The following is a 16,225-nucleotide window of genomic DNA, read 5'->3' as shown; positions in this document are numbered from 1 at the left end:
AACCCCGTTGAAAGCCGCTCCCATGACGCTGCCTCCAGTCCTGCAAGACCTGTCCTTACCCGTGATCGCTTCGCCGATGTTCATCGCCAGTGGTCCGGCACTCGTTGCGGCACAGTGCAAGGCCGGCATCGTCGGTTCCTTCCCGGCCCTGAACGCGCGTCCGGCCGAGCTGCTCGACACCTGGCTGACCGAGCTGCAAGCCGAACTGCGCGCCTACCAAGCCGCCAACCCCGGTGCCAAGGTGGGGCCGATCGCGGTGAACCAGATCGTGCACGCATCGAATACGCGCCTGGAACACGACGTCGAGGTTTGCGTCAAGCACCAGGTGCCGATCATCATCTCGTCGCTGCGCGCGCCGCCGAAGGAGATGCTCGACGCCGTGCACAGCTACGGTGGCATCGTGCTGCACGACGTGGTCTCGATCCGCCATGCCGAAAAGGCGCTGGAAGCGGGCGTCGATGGGCTGATCCTGGTGGCGGCCGGTGCCGGCGGCCATGCGGGCGCCCTGTCGCCGTTCGCGCTGGTGGGTGAAGTACGTAAATTCTTCAGTGGTCCGCTCGCGCTGTCCGGCTCGATCGCCACCGGCGACGCCATCCTCGCGGCGCAGGCGATGGGCGCCGATTTCGCCTATATCGGCTCGCGCTGGCTGGCAACAAAGGAATCGAACGTCAGCGAAGACTACCGCAAGGCGATCGTCGAATCGAGCGCGGCCGACATCGTCTACACGAACCTGTTTACTGGCGTGCACGGCAACTACCTGAAGAAGTCGATCGTCAACGCCGGCCTCGATCCGGACGCGCTGCCGGAATCGGACAAGAGCAAGATGAGCTTTGGCGACGGCACCGCCAAAGCCTGGCGCGATATCTGGGGCGCCGGCCAGGGCGTGGGCCTGATGGACGACGTGCCGACCGTGGCCGAGATGGTGGCGCGCCTGAAGGACGAATACGCCGCCGCGCGTGCGCGCCTGGCGCTGCGTTAATTCGTTGGGTGGACGTGGCTGACGAGATGGCTTTCCCGTCCACGCGTCAACATGTGTTCGATCGTTCGCGGATGACTGACGGCCGCTTGAACGCGTGGACGGCACAGCCGTCCACCCTGCGGAATGCGGTAGGGTAGGCGGCTACATCCCGTCCGATGCATCGACGCGGCCGTGGCGCCGCCTACGCGTTCAAACGGTGCACGCATGCACGACAGGCGCAAGGTTTCAGACGCTGGTTGAACTGCGTTAAATCGTAGGGTAGGCGGCTCGATCGAGTCCGGCGCATCGACGCGGCCCTGGTGCCGCCTACGCGTTCAACGGCGCATGCACCGACGTACAAAGGATGGGCGCGGGGTTTCGGCTGCTGGTTGAACGCGCAGGCGCGAGACCCGCCTACCCTGCGATGCGACCCGCCTCGCCGACTGCCCTACGATTCAGGAGGCTTTTGCATCCGGAATCGGATGATCCGGTTCCGGGTCGCTCGGCGTGAGGTCGGCTGGGTTGATCGACCAGAGCCCGGGTAAATTACGCCAGTAACCATACACATCCATGCCGAAGCCGACGACGAACTCGTTCGGCAGCGTCAGCCCCGTGATGTCGGCCTCGATCGGCTTGCTCCGCTTGAGATCCTTGTCCGCAAACACGGCGACGATCACCTCGGAGGCCCCCATGTCGAGCAGGCGCTGTTTCACGTGGGCCAGGGTTTCTCCCGCGTCGAGGATATCGTCGAGCACGACGATCGTGCGTCCGGCCACGTTCTGGCGCGGAATCACCTTCCACCCGACTTCGCCACCCCGGTCGTCGTCGCCATAGCGGCTGACGTGGATGTAGTCGAATTCGAGCGGGAAGTCCAGTTGCGGCAGCAGGGTGCCGGTGAACACGACGGCACCGCCCATCACCCCCAGCACCAGCGGGAAAGCAGTGCTTTGCTCGGCACCGAAGCGCGCATTGAGGACATCAGCGACATGCCGCACGGCGGCTTGTACCTCTTCGGGAGTAACGATCTGGCGCGCATTGGCCAGCAGCGCGCGAGCGCGGGCGTGGTGGAATTCTGGCATGGTCGTTTGTATTAAGAGTGTCTCCAGCGCGATTATGCGGCAACTTCACCACAAACACCTGTCCCGTTGCTTCACACCGGCACAATCCCTTTCCGGATCGGTCGATGTTCCAGCGCAAGATTCGCCTGCGCCATTGTCTTGGTTTGCGGCGTATCATACGTGACTTGAATAACATCGAAGCAGCAGCCATGCCCATCACCTCTTCGGTCCAGCGCGCCGCGCGCCTGGAACAGCTGCGCGCCGCCATGGCGCGTCACGGCGTCGACGCCTGCGTCATCCCCTCGAGCGATCCGCACCTGTCCGAATACCTGCCGCGCCGCTGGCAGGGGCGCGAGTGGATTTCCGGCTTTACCGGCTCGGTCGGTACCTTCATCGCGACGAAGGACTTCGCCGGGGTCTGGACCGACGGCCGCTACTGGACCCAGGCCGAGACCGAGCTGGCCGGATCGCACATCGCGCTGATGAAGATTCCGTCCGGCGCCAGCCTGCTGCACATCGACTGGCTGGCCGCCAACCTGCAGCCCGGCCAGACGGTGGCGGTGGACGCGCGCGTCCTCGGCCTGGCCGTCGCGCGCCTGCTGCAGGACGCGCTGTCGGCACGCGGTGTCACGCTGCGCACCGACCTCGATTTGTTGGATGAGATCTGGAGCGAGCGTCCCGGCCTGCCGCAAGACCCCTTGTTCCAGCACGAAGCGCCGCATGCGACGCTGGCACGCGCCGATAAACTCGCCGCCACCCGCGCCGCCATGGCGCAATTGAAAGCCGAACGCCATTTCATTTCCACGCTCGACGACATCGCCTATCTGTTCAACCTGCGCGGTTCCGACGTCAGTTTCAATCCCGTGTTTGTCGCCCACGCACTGCTCGAACCCGAGGGCGCGACCCTGTTCGTCGCCGAAGGCAAGGCATCCCCTGAACTGCGTGCGCAACTGTTGCAGGACGGCGTGCGCCTGGCGCCGTATGCCGCGGCCGCCGATGCGCTGGGCGCGCTGCCCGCCGGCAGCAGCCTGCTGGTCGACCCGCGCCGCATCACGGCCGGCATGCGCGCCGCCGTGCCGGAAGGCGTGCGCGTGATCGAGGCGATCAACCCGACCACCTTTGCCAAGTCGAAGAAGACGGAGCTTGAGGCGGCGCACGTGCGCGCCACCATGGAGCAGGACGGCGCCGCCCTGTGCGAATTCTTCGCCTGGCTGGAGGGCACGCTGGCCGACCCGCAGCGCGCCCCGCTCACCGAACTCACCATCGACGAGCAGATCACGGCCGCACGTGCGCGCCGTCCCGGTTTCGTCAGCCCGAGCTTCGGCACGATCGCCGGCTTCAATGCCAACGGCGCGATCATGCATTACCGCGCAAGCAAGGAAGCACACGCTGTCATCGAAGGCGACGGCTTGCTGCTGATCGATTCGGGCGGCCAGTACCTGGGCGGCACCACCGACATCACGCGCGTCGTCCCGGTGGGATCCATCACGCCCGCGCACCGGCGCGATTTCACGCTGGTGCTCAAAGGGATGATGGCCTTGTCCGGCACCACCTTCCCGCGTGGCACCCGTTCGCCGCTGCTCGACGCGATCGCGCGTGCGCCGATCTGGGCTGCCAATGTCGACTATGGCCACGGTACCGGCCACGGTGTCGGTTACTTCATGAACGTGCACGAAGGCCCGCAGGTGATTTCGCCGAGCGCGGCACCTGATCCGCACACGGCGATGGAGCCGGGCATGATCACCTCGATCGAGCCGGGCATCTACAAACCGGGGCGCTGGGGCATTCGCATCGAGAACCTGGTGCTGAACGTGCCCGCCACTTCGCCCGATGGCAATGGCGAGTTCGGCGAGTTCCTGCGCTTCGAGACACTGACCCTGTGCCCGATCGATACGCGCTGCCTCGACCTGGACCTGCTGCACCCGCATGAAGTGCGCTGGCTGAACGATTACCACGCGCAGGTGCGCGCGCGCCTGCTGCCGCACGTGAGCGGCGCTGCGCGCGACTGGCTGCTGCTGCGGACGGAGGCGATCTGATGGCAACCGGCCGCTCCCCCGCTCCACCCGCGCCAGCTCCGCCGTCGATCGCCTGAAACGCCGCACCGGCCACACCGGCTATGCGATGGCACGCACCAGCGAAGGGCTGTTCTTCCTGTCCGAGACACCGGGCGCGCCGCCGCTGTGCGCACCGCTGGAACTGGACGAATTCGTCGCCTTCGTGAACGGTCTCGGGCCGCAGGAGGTCAAACGCGTCAGCAAGCATGATGTCGCGTTCGAAAAGCAGCTGGTGCGCAAGAAGCCCTGAGCGGCAGCGCCCAGCCAGTCCACGACCGACCATTAAAAACCGATCATGTCGAACGTCGATTTCCTGTCCCCGTACTGGTCGCCGACCGAGATCGCCACCAATGCGGTGATCCTGCTGCACCTGGCGGGCGCCCTGCTGCTCGGCCTGATGGTCGGCTACGAGCGCTCGTACCACGGCCGCGCGGCCGGCATGCGCACCTATGGCCTGGTGTGCATGGCCTCGTGCGCGCTGACCATCGTCAGCGGCTATCCGGAAGCCTGGTTCGGCGGCCAGATGGGTGCCATCGGCACGGTCGACCCGACCCGCGTGATGCAGGGCGTGGTGACCGGCATCGGCTTTCTCGGTGCCGGCGTCATCATGCGCGAAGGCTTCAATATCAGCGGCCTGACGACGGCCGCCTCGATCTGGAGTTCGTCGGTGATCGGCATCCTGGTCGGCGTCGGCTTTTATCTGGCCGCGATGGGCCTGGCCTTCTTCTCGGCCATGATCATGATTTACCTGAACAAGGTCGAGGCTTTCCTGCCCTCGCGCCGCGCGGTGGCCGTCACGCTGCGCTTTCGCGAAGCCTTCCTGCCGCGCGAGGATGCGCTGCGCGAGGCCGCGCTCGAGCGCGGCTACCAGATCGCCGGCAGCTCGCTGACGATTTCCAGCGCCAACGGACGCCAGGAGTGGCGTTTCGTCGCCGTCGCCATGTCGCGCCACAACCGCGCCACGCTGACCGAACTGGCGGCCGAGCTGGCGGCCTCCGAAGGCGTCGAGGGCTTCCAGCTCTCGCATGCCCGTAACTGACCTACCGATCTCCATACAACAAGAGGAAAGACCACCATGCTGGCTCAGGACGTACTCGATTTCTGGTTCCTGCCGCGCTCCGATCCGGGCTACGGCAAGGCGCGCCCTGAATGGTTTCGCAAGGATCCCGCCTTCGACGCAGTTGTGGCCGGGCGTTTCGGCGCCCTGATCGCCCAGGCGGTCGCCGGCGGCCTGCGCGAATGGGACCTGGAAGGGCCGGAAGGCAGGCTGGCGCGCATCCCGGTGCTCGACCAGTTCACCCGCAACGCCCACCGCGACACGCCGCTGGCCTTTGCCGGCGACACGCTGGCGCTGGCGGCCGCGCGCCAGCTGGTCGACAGCGGCGCCGATCGCCAGCTCGAGCCACAGGCCCGCGCCTTTGCCTACATGCCTTTCGAGCACGCCGAAGACGCGCGCATGCAGGAGTGCGCGGTCGAGCTGTTCGGCCAGCTGGCGCGCGAGCACGAAGGGTTTGTCGAGATGCTCGACTACGCGCACCGCCACCGCGGCGTGATCGCCCGCTTCGGCCGCTTCCCGCACCGTAATCCCATCCTCGGCCGCGCCTCCACGCCGGACGAGCTGCAGTACCGGGCCAGCCCGGCGCCGGGTTCTGATGGCGGTAGCGCTCAATATCGTCGGCGCCGACCACGTCGGCCGCGTGCTTGGCCGCCTGTTTGCCGATGCCGGCGTGTTCGCCGTCCAGGACGTGCTGACGCGCTCCCAGACCAGTGCCGAGGAGGCGGTGCGCTTCATCGGCGCCGGCCGCGTGCCGGCCCGAAGCGCTGAGCTGCGTCCGGCAGCGGTGTGGATGCTGGCAGTAAACGACGACGCCATCGCGCCGCTGTGCGCCGAACTGGCCGCGGCCGGATTGCTGCAAGGGGCCACGGTATTCCACTGCAGCGGCGCCAAGTCGTCCGCCGAGCTGGCCCCGGCCCGCGCAGCCGGTGCCGTCGTTGCCAGCGTGCATCCGATCCGCAGTTTCGCCGACCCCTTTGCGGTCGCCGCCGATTTTACCGGGACTGGTGCGGCATCGAGGGCGATGCCGCGGCATTGAACCTGCTGCGGCCGGCCTTCGAGGCGATCGGCGCGCGCCCCGTCGGCATCGATGCCGCTGCCAAGACCGTGTACCACGCGGCGTCGGTATTCGCGTCGAACTACCTGGTCACGGTGCTCGACGCGGCCCTGCGCGCCTATGCCGCAGCGGGTATTCCCGAGGAGGTGGCACGCGAACTGGCACGACCGCTGGCGAGCGAAACCCCGGCCAATGTACTGCGCCTGGGGCCGGCCGCGGCGCTGAGCGGTCCGGTGGCGCGTGGCGACTTTGCCACCGTGGCGCGCCAGCACGAAGCGCTGGCCGCCTGGGATGCCCCAACCGCGCAGCTCTACGATGCCCTGGTTGACGCCACGACCCTGCTGGCCGCACGCAAGCGCCGTGGCGAGGCCTGAGGCGCGCCCACCGGCTTTATCCGTTTTCTTTTTTTCCTGGAGTTGAAATGGTTTGGACAGCGTGGGCCAGCCTGGCCGCCCTTGGCGTGTATTTCTGGACCGGCGTGATGGCCGGCCTGGCGCGCGTGCGCCACAAGGTATTGGCGCCATCGATGGACGGGCCGCTGCCTTTCCAGAGCGCGCAGCGGGTACAGGCAAATACCCTGGAGCAGTTGCCCCTGGTCTTAGTACCCCTGTGGCTGTGCGCCTGGTACCTGGGCGACCTGTGGGCAGCCGCCGGTGGACTGCTGTGGTGCCTCGGCCGCGTACTGTATGCGCTGGGCTATTACCGCGACCCGGCGCGCCGCGAAACCGGTTTTGTGCTTGGCATGGTGGCAAGTGCGTTGCTTATTTGCGGCACTGTCGTTGGTTTATTGATGCATTAGAGCTAGTTTACTGCATCCAGCAATCGACAAAGTTCCCGAAGGGAAATAAGCTTGCTTCTCGGATACATCACGCCGGTGACTGGTGCGCGTCGCGCCCGGCCGGTTTCGATGTGGGAGGCAGCATGCTGTTTTTGAAGAGCACCGCGGTGACCAAGGCCCCGGGCATTTATGAAGTCGATGTCGCGGCCAAGCCGCCCGGCAAAACCTTTGGCGTGTATCTCGCCACTGATCCGGACAATCCACCGCAGTCGGTGCTGGCCGCGCTGGCCGAGCTGGGTTTCAAGGGCACGTATCAGAAAAACTATACGCACAGCGACCGCGGCCGCGTGCTCGACCTGCATTTCGAAAAAGACGGCACCGACATCTTCAAGGGGTGGAAGGCCGAGGAATGCAGCGCCAACCTGGCCGCGATCGACGGCCTGTTCGGCAGCCTCGACATTGCCGTCACGCCACGCGTGATGAGCATGGCGGAAGCCTACGCCTGAATAAGCGAGCGCTGGCCTGCCGCAGGGCAGGCTGGCATCGGCCTGGCCAGGGTGTGTCCTGTGCCACGCACATGCGCGAAGACGCCGTTCAGTTCTGTACGTCGATGTGATACAGCGCCCAGGGACAGGAGCCGAATCGCTGTGCCAGCGGCAGTGACGCTGTTTCCGGCACGTGGCCGGCATCGAACACCGCCCATAGCGGCCCCAATCCTCCCAGCGCCATCGGCTGCCCATCGAGGTGGGTAGCAACGATGAAGCGCCACGCATGGGCTTCCTCGGCGCCAATAGCCGCCGCATAGCCATCCACCGCACGCAGGGTCAGACGCGTCGTGCTTTTCATTGTGGCACCGGCCAGTGCCAGCACGTCCAGCAGCAGCGGCCCGCGCAAAGCGTGCGCTTTGCCGTCGTATTCGAGGGTCGGATGGATGCTGTGCGCAGGCAGGCGCAGCAGGCTGGCAAAGTCGAGCGCATGGGCGCTGGTAAACGCCAGCTTGTGCTTGGCCATCATCTGGTCCAGCGCCGGATCGAGCGCGCCCCGGTTCGGCCGCGTGATGGCGCCGGTGATCGTCAACAGGGCGGGGCCGGCGCTGCGTGTCACGGCGGCAGCGGCGGGCAGGCCGACGGGCAGGGCGGAGGCGGCCAGTGCGGCGCCCGGAAGGCTCGTTTCTTCATGCGACAATTCCTCTTCGCGGATTGCCCCCATGATAAACCTTCTCTTCCTCCATGGACCTGTTTGCTTCTCCTGATAGCTTGACGCCGATTCCGATCGAAGACGGCGAACTGGCCTGGCTGGCGCAGCTGCCGCTGCCGTACACCAACGCCGAAGTGCTGGCGCGCCTGATCGCCGAGACGCCCTGGCGCGCCGAGTCGGTGTTCGTCTACGGCAAGCAGCACTTGCAGCCGCGCCTGGTGGCCTGGTATGGGGACGCCAGTTACACCTATTCCGGCCTGCGCCTGGAGCCCTTGCCATGGACGCCCTTGCTGGCGACGATCCGCGACGCGGTGCAGGACGTGTGCGGCCACCGCTTCAACAGCGTGCTGCTGAACCGCTATCGTAACGAGCGCGACAGCATGGGCATGCACAGCGACGACGAGCCGGAGCTGGGTCCGGACCCCATCATCGCTTCCCTGAGTTTCGGCGCTTCACGCCGCTTCATACTGCGGCATAAACGCAACAAACGCTCGCTTCCGCTCGATCTGCACGACGGCAGCCTCCTGCTCATGCGTGGCCAAACCCAGCAGCACTGGGTCCATGGCATCCACAAGTCGACTCGCCCCATGGGAGAGCGGGTCAATCTAACCTTTCGCTACATCGTGTAATTAGCCGGCTTCATGCATGCATATGTATGCAAAATAACTGAACCGTAAGTCATTTATGTTACATTTGCTTACGGTTCTTACGAAATCCGGACTGCCGTTGGCGTTTTGACAGTGCTATCGTGAACCCATCGCGATTCACAAGGAATGGCGAGCCAGTCAATAAACGTTGAAAAGGATTTCGCATGAAAAAGCTCATCTTTGCACTGATCGCAAGTACCGCCGTCATGACCGCCGCCCAGGCCCAGAGCACCACTTCCCCACGTGCTTACGTTGGTGTCGGCGTGGCCAGCGCTGACCACGACTACCGTATTTCCGGCGTCGATGTCGACAGCGATGGCTACAAGGCATCGGGAAAACTGTTCGGCGGCGTCGAGCTGAACCAGACCTTCGGCGTCGAAGCCGGCTACACCGACTTCCGCAAATCGCATGCCAACTACAGTGTGAACGGCGTGGGCGGCACCGTCGAGTCTGAAGGCTACGGCACCTACCTGGCCGGCAAGGCCACCATGCCGATCAACGAACAGGCTTCGGTCTATGGCAAGCTGGGCGTAACCCACACCAAGGCCAAGCTGCGCGAGAACAGCCTGGGCCTGTCGGGCAGCGAAAGCGATAACGGCGTGTATGCCGGCGTTGGCGTGCAGTACAACCTGAACCAGCAGGTGTCGCTCCTCGCCGAGTACGAGCGCTATGGCAAGAAGAAGGACTTCGGTGCCAAGCCTGACGTCCTGACCATCGGCGCGAAATACAGCTTCTGATCAATTCCTCGATCACGTAACGAAAAAGGGCCTGCGGGCCCTTTTTCTTTTGCAGCTTGGTGACCCAGGATCGGCAGCGTTATCGAGACGGCGCCTCTCAAGCCAGCCGCACGGAGAGGCAAGTTCGCGATAGTTGCGCTCAAAGCGCCGGCGCGGCACCCATTCCACCCGGCCGCACCCGCGCCCACGGCGGCAGCACCAGCGCGCTGTCTTCCCTCGCCACGCTCAATCCTGCCGAAATGAAGCGGTGCACCGACGACCACGGCCAGTCGCAGGCACGCGGGCACAGGCCGTGGCGCACGGGATTGCTGTGCATGTAGTCGATCAGTGCCGCATATTCGGCGTCGTCGCTGACCCGGAATTCCTGGTACTGGCGTGCCCAGATCGCGCCATCCGGCGTGGCCGCCACCAGCGATTTGCGCAGTGCCTTCGAGAACGCGATTTTCACGGCGCGCCAGCGGCTCGAGCAATCATGGTCGCCCGGGGGCAGTGTCCACATCGCATGGGCATGGTCGGGCAATACCACCCAGCCATCGACATGGAAAGGTTTGCGGACACGCGCCTGGCGGATCGCCTCGCCGAAGGCGGAGATATGGTCGGTCAACAGGGTGCTGCCACGGTCCAGCAGGCGAACCGTGAAGAAAAAGGTCCCGCCGGGGACCCGGTTGTCGCGGTAGTCTGTCATGGGTAAAGTGTGCCAATCGATGATGGTCGCCATGCCGATTGGCGCAAATGGGAGGCGGGAACTATTAGCCTCATCAGTGATCGATTTTACACACCACCTCGACAAGCCCGCGTTCCATTGCCGCCAGTAAAAAAGCGAAAAAGCCCGGCAATGCCGGGCTTTATGCAGGGATGATGCCGGTTTCCGGCAGCAAGACGATCAGGTCGTCAGTGGCTTGTAGCGAATCCGCTTCGGCTTGGCACCTTCTTCACCGAGGCGCTTCTTCTTGTCCGCTTCGTATTCCTGGTAATTACCATCGAAGAAGGTCACTTGCGAGTTGCCTTCGAAGGCCAGGATGTGGGTGGCGATACGGTCGAGGAACCAGCGATCGTGCGAGATCACCATCACGCTGCCGGCAAATTCCAGCAGGGCGTCTTCCAGCGCGCGCAGGGTTTCCACGTCGAGGTCGTTCGACGGTTCGTCCAGCAGCAGGACGTTGCCGCCTTGCAGCAGGGTCTTCGCGAGGTGCAGGCGGCCGCGTTCGCCACCGGACAGGTTGCCGACGACCTTTTGCTGGTCCGAACCCTTGAAGTTGAAGCGGCCGAGATAAGCGCGCGACGGCATTTCGAAACGGCCGACCGACAGCATGTCGGCACCGCCGGTGACGTCTTCGAACACGGTCTTGTTGTTGGCCAGTTCGTCGCGGTGCTGGTCGACCAGCGAGACCTTCGCAGTCTTGCCGATCACGACTTCGCCGCTGTCCGGCTGCTCTTTACCGGCAATCATCTTGAACAGGGTCGATTTACCGGCACCGTTCGGGCCGATGATGCCAACGATCGCGCCTGGCGGCACCGTGAACGACAGGTTGTCGATCAAGAGGCGGTCGCCGAAGGCTTTCGAGACGTTCTTGAACTCGATGACTTCGTTGCCCAGGCGCTCGGACACGGGAATGAAGATCTCTTGCGTCTCGTTGCGCTTCTGGTATTCGTATTCGGACAGTTCGTTGAAGCGCGCCAGGCGGGCCTTCGACTTGGCTTGCCGTGCCTTCGGATTCTGGCGTGACCATTCGAGTTCCTTCTGCAGCGCTTTCTGGCGTGCCGATTCGGTCGCTTCTTCCTGTTTTAAACGTGCCTGCTTCTGGTCCAGCCAGGAAGAGTAATTACCCTTCCATGGAATGCCTGAACCGCGGTCCAGTTCCAGGATCCACTCGGCGGCATTGTCGAGGAAGTAGCGGTCGTGGGTGATGCCGACCACGGTGCCCGGGAAGCGCAGCAGGAACTGCTCCAGCCACTCGACCGATTCGGCGTCCAGGTGGTTAGTGGGTTCGTCGAGCAGCAGCATGTCGGGTTTCGACAGCAGCAATTTGCACAGCGCCACACGGCGCTTTTCGCCACCGGACAGCACGGCGATCTTCGCGTCCCAGGGTGGCAGGCGCAGGGCGTCGGCGGCCATTTCCAGTTGCAGGTTCAGGTTGCCGCCGTCGGAGGACGAAATGATCGCTTCCAGGCGTTCCTGTTCCTTCGCCAGTGCATCGAAGTCGGCGTCTTCTTCCGCATACGCGGCGTAGACGGCTTCCAGCTTCGCCTGCGCCTCGAAGGCTTCGCCCAGGCCCGATTCGACTTCCTGGCGGACCGTCTTTTCCGGGTCGAGCTGCGGTTCCTGCGGCAGGTAGCCGATGTTCAGGCCCGGCATCGGGCGCGCTTCGCCCTGGATGTCGGTGTCGATGCCGGCCATGATTTTGAGCAGGGTCGACTTGCCGGAGCCGTTCAGGCCCAGCACGCCGATCTTCGCTCCCGGGAAGAACGACAGCGAAATATCCTTCAGGATCTGGCGTTTCGGCGGGACGATTTTGCCCACGCGATTCATGGTATAGACGTAATTGGCCATTATGGTGTCAGTAGAAAATCAAGGTGCACAGGATACGATAGAAGGGCGCCCGCGGGCACCCCTTTATTGACTATGAAATCATGAAACTTTCGGGGCAGGTGCGGAGGCCGGCGCTTGCCGGCTGCGCCACAAGCCCTCGCCAGCAAACAACAGCAGTGCCGCCCAGATCAGCACGAAACCCACCAGGCGGTCGGCCGTGAAGGCCTCCTTGAACAGCATCACGCCCAGCAGGAACTGGATGGTCGGCGACAGGTATTGCAGCAGGCCGAGGATCGACAGCGGAATCTGGCGCGCGCCGCTGGCGAACAGCAGCAGCGGGATCGCCGTGATCGGGCCGGCGGCGACCAGCAGCAGGCGGGTCGTGTCGGAAGGCGTATTCAGGAACGCGTTGTCGCCCTGGTAAGTCAGCCAGACGACATAGGCCGCGGCGATCGGGAACAGCACCATCGTCTCGAACGACAGGCCTTCCAGGGCGCCGAGCGCCGCCGTCTTGCGCAGCAAGCCATAGCCGCCGAAGGAAGCCGCCAGGAATAGCGCGATCCAGGGCACGCTGCCGGTTTGCCAGGTCAGCCAGGCAACGCCAAGCGCGGCGATGGTGATCGCCATCCACTGCACCGGGCGCAGGCGTTCCTTCAGGATCAGATAGCCCAGCATGATGTTGACCAGCGGATTGATGAAGTAGCCGAGGCTGGCTTCGATCACGTGGCCATTGTTGACCGCCCAGATATAGATCAGCCAGTTAATGCTGAGCAGCAAGGCGGACGCGACGAAACTCCAGAACACGCGCGGCTGGCGCACCTGCTCGAGCCAACGCCACTGGCGCCGCACGGCCAGTACGATCATCAGGAAGATCAGCGACCACAGCATGCGGTGCGCGAGGATCTGCAACGGCGGCACTTCGCCGATGGCGTGGAAATAAACGGGAAACAAACCCCAGCACAGGAAGGCCAGGGCGGCGGAAACGATGCCGGTACGCATGGAAGAGGAGAGGACGGGTTGCTAGCCGATCATTATCATCGAATTGGCCCTGCCTTGCCGGACACCCCCTGTTTTGGCCGCAGCGGGCGCTAACGCGCGACCGGCCGAGCCCTGTTCGGGCAAACTCGCAACATTCTCCCCCGCCCCCTTCCACACCTTAGAATACTGCTTGCAATTTTCTTGTCGTTATTTTATGGTGCGCCGCACCAGAACAACAATATGGTGCAATCTTGACGTCGCAAAATAACAAAAGCAGCCTGGCGGCATTGACGCTGGCTGCCGTTGGCATCGTCTACGGCGATATCGGTACCAGTCCGCTGTACACCCTCAAGACCATCTTCGACCCGACCCACGGCCTCGCGCTCACCACCTCCAACCTGCTCGGCATCATTTCCCTGATCTTCTGGGGACTGACCCTGATCGTTTCGCTGAAATACGTCACGCTGGTGCTGCGCGCCGATAACCGCGGCGAGGGCGGCATCATGGCGCTGATGGCGCTGGCCCTCAATTCCGTGACCCGCGCGTCGCGCTGGTACTATCCGCTGATGGTGGTCGGCGTGTTCGGCGCCACCATGTTCTATGGCGACAGCGTGATTACCCCGGCCATTTCGGTCCTGAGCGCGATCGAAGGCCTGGAGGTGGCGACCCCGGCGTTGTCGCACTATGTCGTGCCGCTGGCGGTGATCGTGCTGGTCGGCCTGTACAGCCTGCAGCGCCACGGCACGGCGGGTATTGGACGCTGGTTCGGTCCGGTCATGATCCTGTGGTTCGCGACGCTGGCGATCATGGGTGTGATCAATATTGCCAAGGCACCCGAGATCCTTGGCGCCCTCAATCCGCTGCACGCGGCGCGCTTCGTTGCGGAAAACCAGTTCATCGCCTTTGTCGCGCTGGGCGCCGTCGTGCTGGCCCTGACCGGGGCCGAAGCGCTGTATGCCGACATGGGCCACTTCGGCAAGAAACCGATCCGCTTCGCCTGGTTCCTGATCGTGTTTCCGGCCCTGGCGCTGAACTACCTGGGCCAGGGCAGTCTCCTGATCACCGACCCGAGCGCGATCGATAACCCCTTCTTCCACCAGCTGGGGACCTGGAGCGTGTATCCACTGGTCGTGCTGTCGACCATGGCGGCCGTGATCGCGTCGCAGGCGACGATTTCCGGCACCTATTCGATGACGAAACAGGCGATCATGCTTGGCCTGCTGCCGCGCATGCGCATCCTGCACACCTCGGAAAGCGAGATCGGCCAGATCTATATCCCGGCCGTGAACTGGCTGCAATTGATCGTGGTATTGATCGCCGTGATCGGCTTCGGCAATTCGGAAAGTCTGGCGGGCGCCTACGGTATCGCCGTCACCGCTACCATGTTCGCTACCACTTTGCTGACCTTCTTCGTCACGCGCTACCGCTGGAAGCTGCCGCTGGTCGTGTGCCTGGGCGCCACCGGCTTTTTCATGTTGATGGATATCGCCCTGTTCTCGGCCAGCACGCTGAAGCTGTTCCACGGCGGCTGGTTCCCTTTATTGCTCGGTGCAATCTTGCTGACTGGCATGCTGACCTGGAAGCGCGGCCGCGAACTCGTGTTCGAGAACCTGGAAAAGCATGCGATCCCGCTCGACGCCTTCCTGCAGTCGCTGTTCGTGGCACCGCCGACGCGGGTGCCGGGCACCGCCATTTTCCTGCGCGGTGAAAGCGATGGCGTGCCGCATGCACTGCTGCACAACCTGTCGCACAACAAGGTGCTGCACGAACGCGTCGTTTTTCTCACCGTGCACATCCGGGAAGAACCCTGGGTACTGCCGGCCGAGCAAGTGCAGGTCGTCGAGCTGGGCCATAACTGCTACCAGTTGAACGTGCACTATGGTTTCAAGGACGAGCCCCATATCCCGGGCATCATGGCGCAATGCGCAACCCTGGGCCTGCCCTTCGAGATGATGGAAACCTCGTTCTTCATCGCCCGCCAGACCGTGATCTCGACGCCGGGCCGGGGCATGGCACCCTGGCGCGAGCACCTGTTCGTGACCATGTCGCGCAACGCGCGCGGCGCGGCCGACTACTACCAGATCCCGACCAACCGCGTCATCGAACTCGGCACCCAAGTCGAAATCTGATACAAATCGGCTACAAAAAACGGACAGATGGCCAGCTGGGACTCCGCTAAGGTAAAGTGTTTCCTTTAGACACTCCACTTAGCCAGGAGCTTCGCAATGCGCTTTACCTCTTCCTTGACCGCGCTCGCCTGCGCCGCCGCACTGACCCTTACCGCCTGCGGCGGTGGCGGCGGTGACACCAGCGCGCCGCCCGTGGCGGTCAGCAGCCCGGCCGCGCTGAGCATGACCGATACCGTCACCGGCACCGGTGCCACTGCCGCCAGCGGCCGCAGGGTCACCGTCAACTACACCGGCTGGCTCTACAGCGCCACCGCGGCCGACCATAAGGGAACCCAGTTCGAGAGCAGCAGCTTTGCTTTCACGCTGGGCCAGGGGCAAGTCATCGCCGGTTGGGAGCAGGGTTTGCCAGGCATGCGCGTCGGCGGCAAGCGCACCCTGTTGATCCCGGCCAGCCTTGCCTACGGCAGCGGCGGCCGCGGCCCGATTCCACCAAATAGCGGCCTCGTGTTCGACGTCGAACTGACGAAGGTCGAGTAAGCAAGGTCGAGCAAGCGCAGCGGCGCCATCTGGCGCACGCCTGCGCTGGCGCAGAGGGAGGCCGTGGCGTTTCCGACATCCTTGGGATTCCGTCAACGCTCCCGGGGGCATCATGTCGCTGCGCAACCATTCACGCGTGCTGGCGCCGTTTACGACCTTTTCACACTCCGCGGCGCGCCGTGTATCGCAGTTGCTGAAGCAGTGTCTGTTCCTGCTGCTGGCCTGCATGCCCGCCGCCGTGTGCGCGCAGGGCTACACCATCGTGTTCGGTCCCGACAATTCGGCGCCCGCGGGCATCGATGCCGCCGGCCGCATTGCCGGCCAGTCAAATGGCCGTGCCATCGTCTGGGACGGCACCTCGGTGCTTGACCTCGGTACCCTGGGCGGTCCATCCAGCACGGCCACGGGCATTGCCGTCAATGGGCTCGTCACCGGCGCCGCCGACCGCGCCGACGGCAGCAGCGCGGCTTTCCTGTACCGTGACGGTCTACTGAGCGACATCGGCCAGCTC

The 16,225-nt window shown here is 64.2% G+C and carries 18 protein-coding genes and 1 pseudogene; 14 read left to right on the top strand and 5 right to left on the bottom strand.

Going from position 1 to position 16,225, the window contains the following annotated elements; genetic code table 11:
* The first annotated feature begins 22 nt into the window (after positions 1-22).
* Positions 23-979 (top strand): nitronate monooxygenase family protein, encoded by a 957-nt coding sequence (locus tag G4G28_RS24500; RefSeq protein ID WP_182990323.1) that lies wholly within the window; start codon positions 23-25, stop codon positions 977-979.
* Between the two features lie 434 nt (positions 980-1,413).
* On the opposite strand, the gene G4G28_RS24495 is transcribed toward G4G28_RS24500, so the two are convergent.
* Positions 1,414-2,037 carry a hypoxanthine-guanine phosphoribosyltransferase gene (locus tag G4G28_RS24495; RefSeq protein WP_182990322.1) on the bottom strand — a complete coding sequence of 208 codons (624 nt, stop codon included), beginning with the start codon at positions 2,035-2,037 and terminating at the stop codon, positions 1,414-1,416.
* A gap of 188 nt (positions 2,038-2,225) precedes the next feature.
* On the opposite strand from G4G28_RS24495, the gene G4G28_RS24490 reads away from it, so the two are divergent.
* The 8 genes from G4G28_RS24490 to G4G28_RS24460 all read left to right on the top strand — a co-directional run bounded on the left by G4G28_RS24490 (position 2,226) and on the right by G4G28_RS24460 (position 7,465).
* Positions 2,226-4,052 (top strand): aminopeptidase P family protein, encoded by a 1,827-nt coding sequence (locus tag G4G28_RS24490; RefSeq protein ID WP_182990321.1) that lies wholly within the window; start codon positions 2,226-2,228, stop codon positions 4,050-4,052.
* On the top strand, positions 4,012-4,320 hold the full coding sequence (locus G4G28_RS24485) for a hypothetical protein (RefSeq protein ID WP_183108510.1): 309 nt from the start codon (positions 4,012-4,014) through the stop codon (positions 4,318-4,320). Before G4G28_RS24490 ends, G4G28_RS24485 begins: the two co-directional genes overlap by 41 nt.
* Before the next feature lie 45 nt (positions 4,321-4,365).
* On the top strand, positions 4,366-5,109 hold the full coding sequence (locus tag G4G28_RS24480; protein ID WP_183107911.1) for an MgtC/SapB family protein: 744 nt from the start codon (positions 4,366-4,368) through the stop codon (positions 5,107-5,109).
* A 36-nt stretch (positions 5,110-5,145) separates the two neighbouring features.
* Complete coding sequence (locus tag G4G28_RS24475; RefSeq protein ID WP_308601512.1) at positions 5,146-5,895, top strand: DUF924 family protein; 750 nt, start codon at positions 5,146-5,148, stop codon at positions 5,893-5,895.
* Positions 5,780-6,163 carry a hypothetical protein gene (locus tag G4G28_RS28740; protein ID WP_308602575.1) on the top strand — a complete coding sequence of 128 codons (384 nt, stop codon included), beginning with the start codon at positions 5,780-5,782 and terminating at the stop codon, positions 6,161-6,163. Before G4G28_RS24475 ends, G4G28_RS28740 begins: the two co-directional genes overlap by 116 nt.
* Positions 6,160-6,555, top strand: coding sequence for a DUF2520 domain-containing protein (locus G4G28_RS28735; protein WP_308601511.1), 396 nt, complete (start codon positions 6,160-6,162; stop codon positions 6,553-6,555). Before G4G28_RS28740 ends, G4G28_RS28735 begins: the two co-directional genes overlap by 4 nt.
* A gap of 47 nt (positions 6,556-6,602) precedes the next feature.
* On the top strand, positions 6,603-6,980 hold the full coding sequence (locus tag G4G28_RS24465) for an MAPEG family protein (RefSeq protein ID WP_182990319.1): 378 nt from the start codon (positions 6,603-6,605) through the stop codon (positions 6,978-6,980).
* Between the two features lie 122 nt (positions 6,981-7,102).
* Positions 7,103-7,465 carry a hypothetical protein gene (locus G4G28_RS24460; RefSeq protein WP_182990318.1) on the top strand — a complete coding sequence of 121 codons (363 nt, stop codon included), beginning with the start codon at positions 7,103-7,105 and terminating at the stop codon, positions 7,463-7,465.
* An 88-nt stretch (positions 7,466-7,553) separates the two neighbouring features.
* Here G4G28_RS24460 and G4G28_RS24455 read toward each other — a convergent pair whose 3' ends face one another.
* Positions 7,554-8,168: a molybdopterin-dependent oxidoreductase gene (locus G4G28_RS24455; RefSeq protein ID WP_182990317.1), complete on the bottom strand. Its 615-nt coding sequence runs from the start codon at positions 8,166-8,168 to the stop codon at positions 7,554-7,556.
* A gap of 20 nt (positions 8,169-8,188) precedes the next feature.
* Between G4G28_RS24455 and G4G28_RS24450 the strand changes: the two genes are divergently transcribed.
* Positions 8,189-8,785 carry an alpha-ketoglutarate-dependent dioxygenase AlkB gene (locus tag G4G28_RS24450; RefSeq protein ID WP_182990316.1) on the top strand — a complete coding sequence of 199 codons (597 nt, stop codon included), beginning with the start codon at positions 8,189-8,191 and terminating at the stop codon, positions 8,783-8,785.
* A 182-nt stretch (positions 8,786-8,967) separates the two neighbouring features.
* Complete coding sequence (locus G4G28_RS24445) at positions 8,968-9,540, top strand: porin family protein (protein WP_182990315.1); 573 nt, start codon at positions 8,968-8,970, stop codon at positions 9,538-9,540.
* A gap of 139 nt (positions 9,541-9,679) precedes the next feature.
* On the opposite strand, the gene G4G28_RS24440 is transcribed toward G4G28_RS24445, so the two are convergent.
* The 3 genes from G4G28_RS24440 to rarD all read right to left on the bottom strand — a co-directional run bounded on the left by G4G28_RS24440 (position 9,680) and on the right by rarD (position 13,069).
* Positions 9,680-10,225 carry a transposase gene (locus G4G28_RS24440; protein WP_182990314.1) on the bottom strand — a complete coding sequence of 182 codons (546 nt, stop codon included), beginning with the start codon at positions 10,223-10,225 and terminating at the stop codon, positions 9,680-9,682.
* A gap of 198 nt (positions 10,226-10,423) precedes the next feature.
* Positions 10,424-12,091 (bottom strand): energy-dependent translational throttle protein EttA, encoded by a 1,668-nt coding sequence (gene ettA / locus G4G28_RS24435; protein WP_182990313.1) that lies wholly within the window; start codon positions 12,089-12,091, stop codon positions 10,424-10,426.
* 78 nt (positions 12,092-12,169) lie between these two features.
* The gene (gene rarD, locus G4G28_RS24430) at positions 12,170-13,069 is read right to left on the bottom strand and encodes an EamA family transporter RarD (protein ID WP_182990312.1); all 900 of its coding nucleotides are present in this window, start codon (positions 13,067-13,069) and stop codon (positions 12,170-12,172) included.
* Between the two features lie 230 nt (positions 13,070-13,299).
* Here rarD and G4G28_RS24425 point away from each other — a divergent pair, with 230 nt between their 5' ends.
* From G4G28_RS24425 to G4G28_RS29555, 3 genes and pseudogenes are all read left to right on the top strand, one after another.
* Entirely contained in the window at positions 13,300-15,177 is a 1,878-nt protein-coding gene (locus tag G4G28_RS24425) for a potassium transporter Kup (RefSeq protein WP_182990311.1), read from the top strand.
* A gap of 96 nt (positions 15,178-15,273) precedes the next feature.
* On the top strand, positions 15,274-15,714 hold the full coding sequence (locus G4G28_RS24420) for an FKBP-type peptidyl-prolyl cis-trans isomerase (protein ID WP_182990310.1): 441 nt from the start codon (positions 15,274-15,276) through the stop codon (positions 15,712-15,714).
* 112 nt (positions 15,715-15,826) lie between these two features.
* Positions 15,827-16,174, top strand: a pseudogene (locus G4G28_RS29555) (hypothetical protein); the annotation flags it as partial.
* Positions 16,175-16,225: the final 51 nt, after the last annotated feature.

Source organism: Massilia sp. Dwa41.01b, from assembly GCF_014171775.1.
Taxonomy (GTDB): Bacteria; Pseudomonadota; Gammaproteobacteria; order Burkholderiales; family Burkholderiaceae_D; genus Telluria.
The sequence above is the reverse complement of the archived record's forward strand: the minus strand, read 5'-3'. Positions and strand labels throughout refer to the sequence as shown.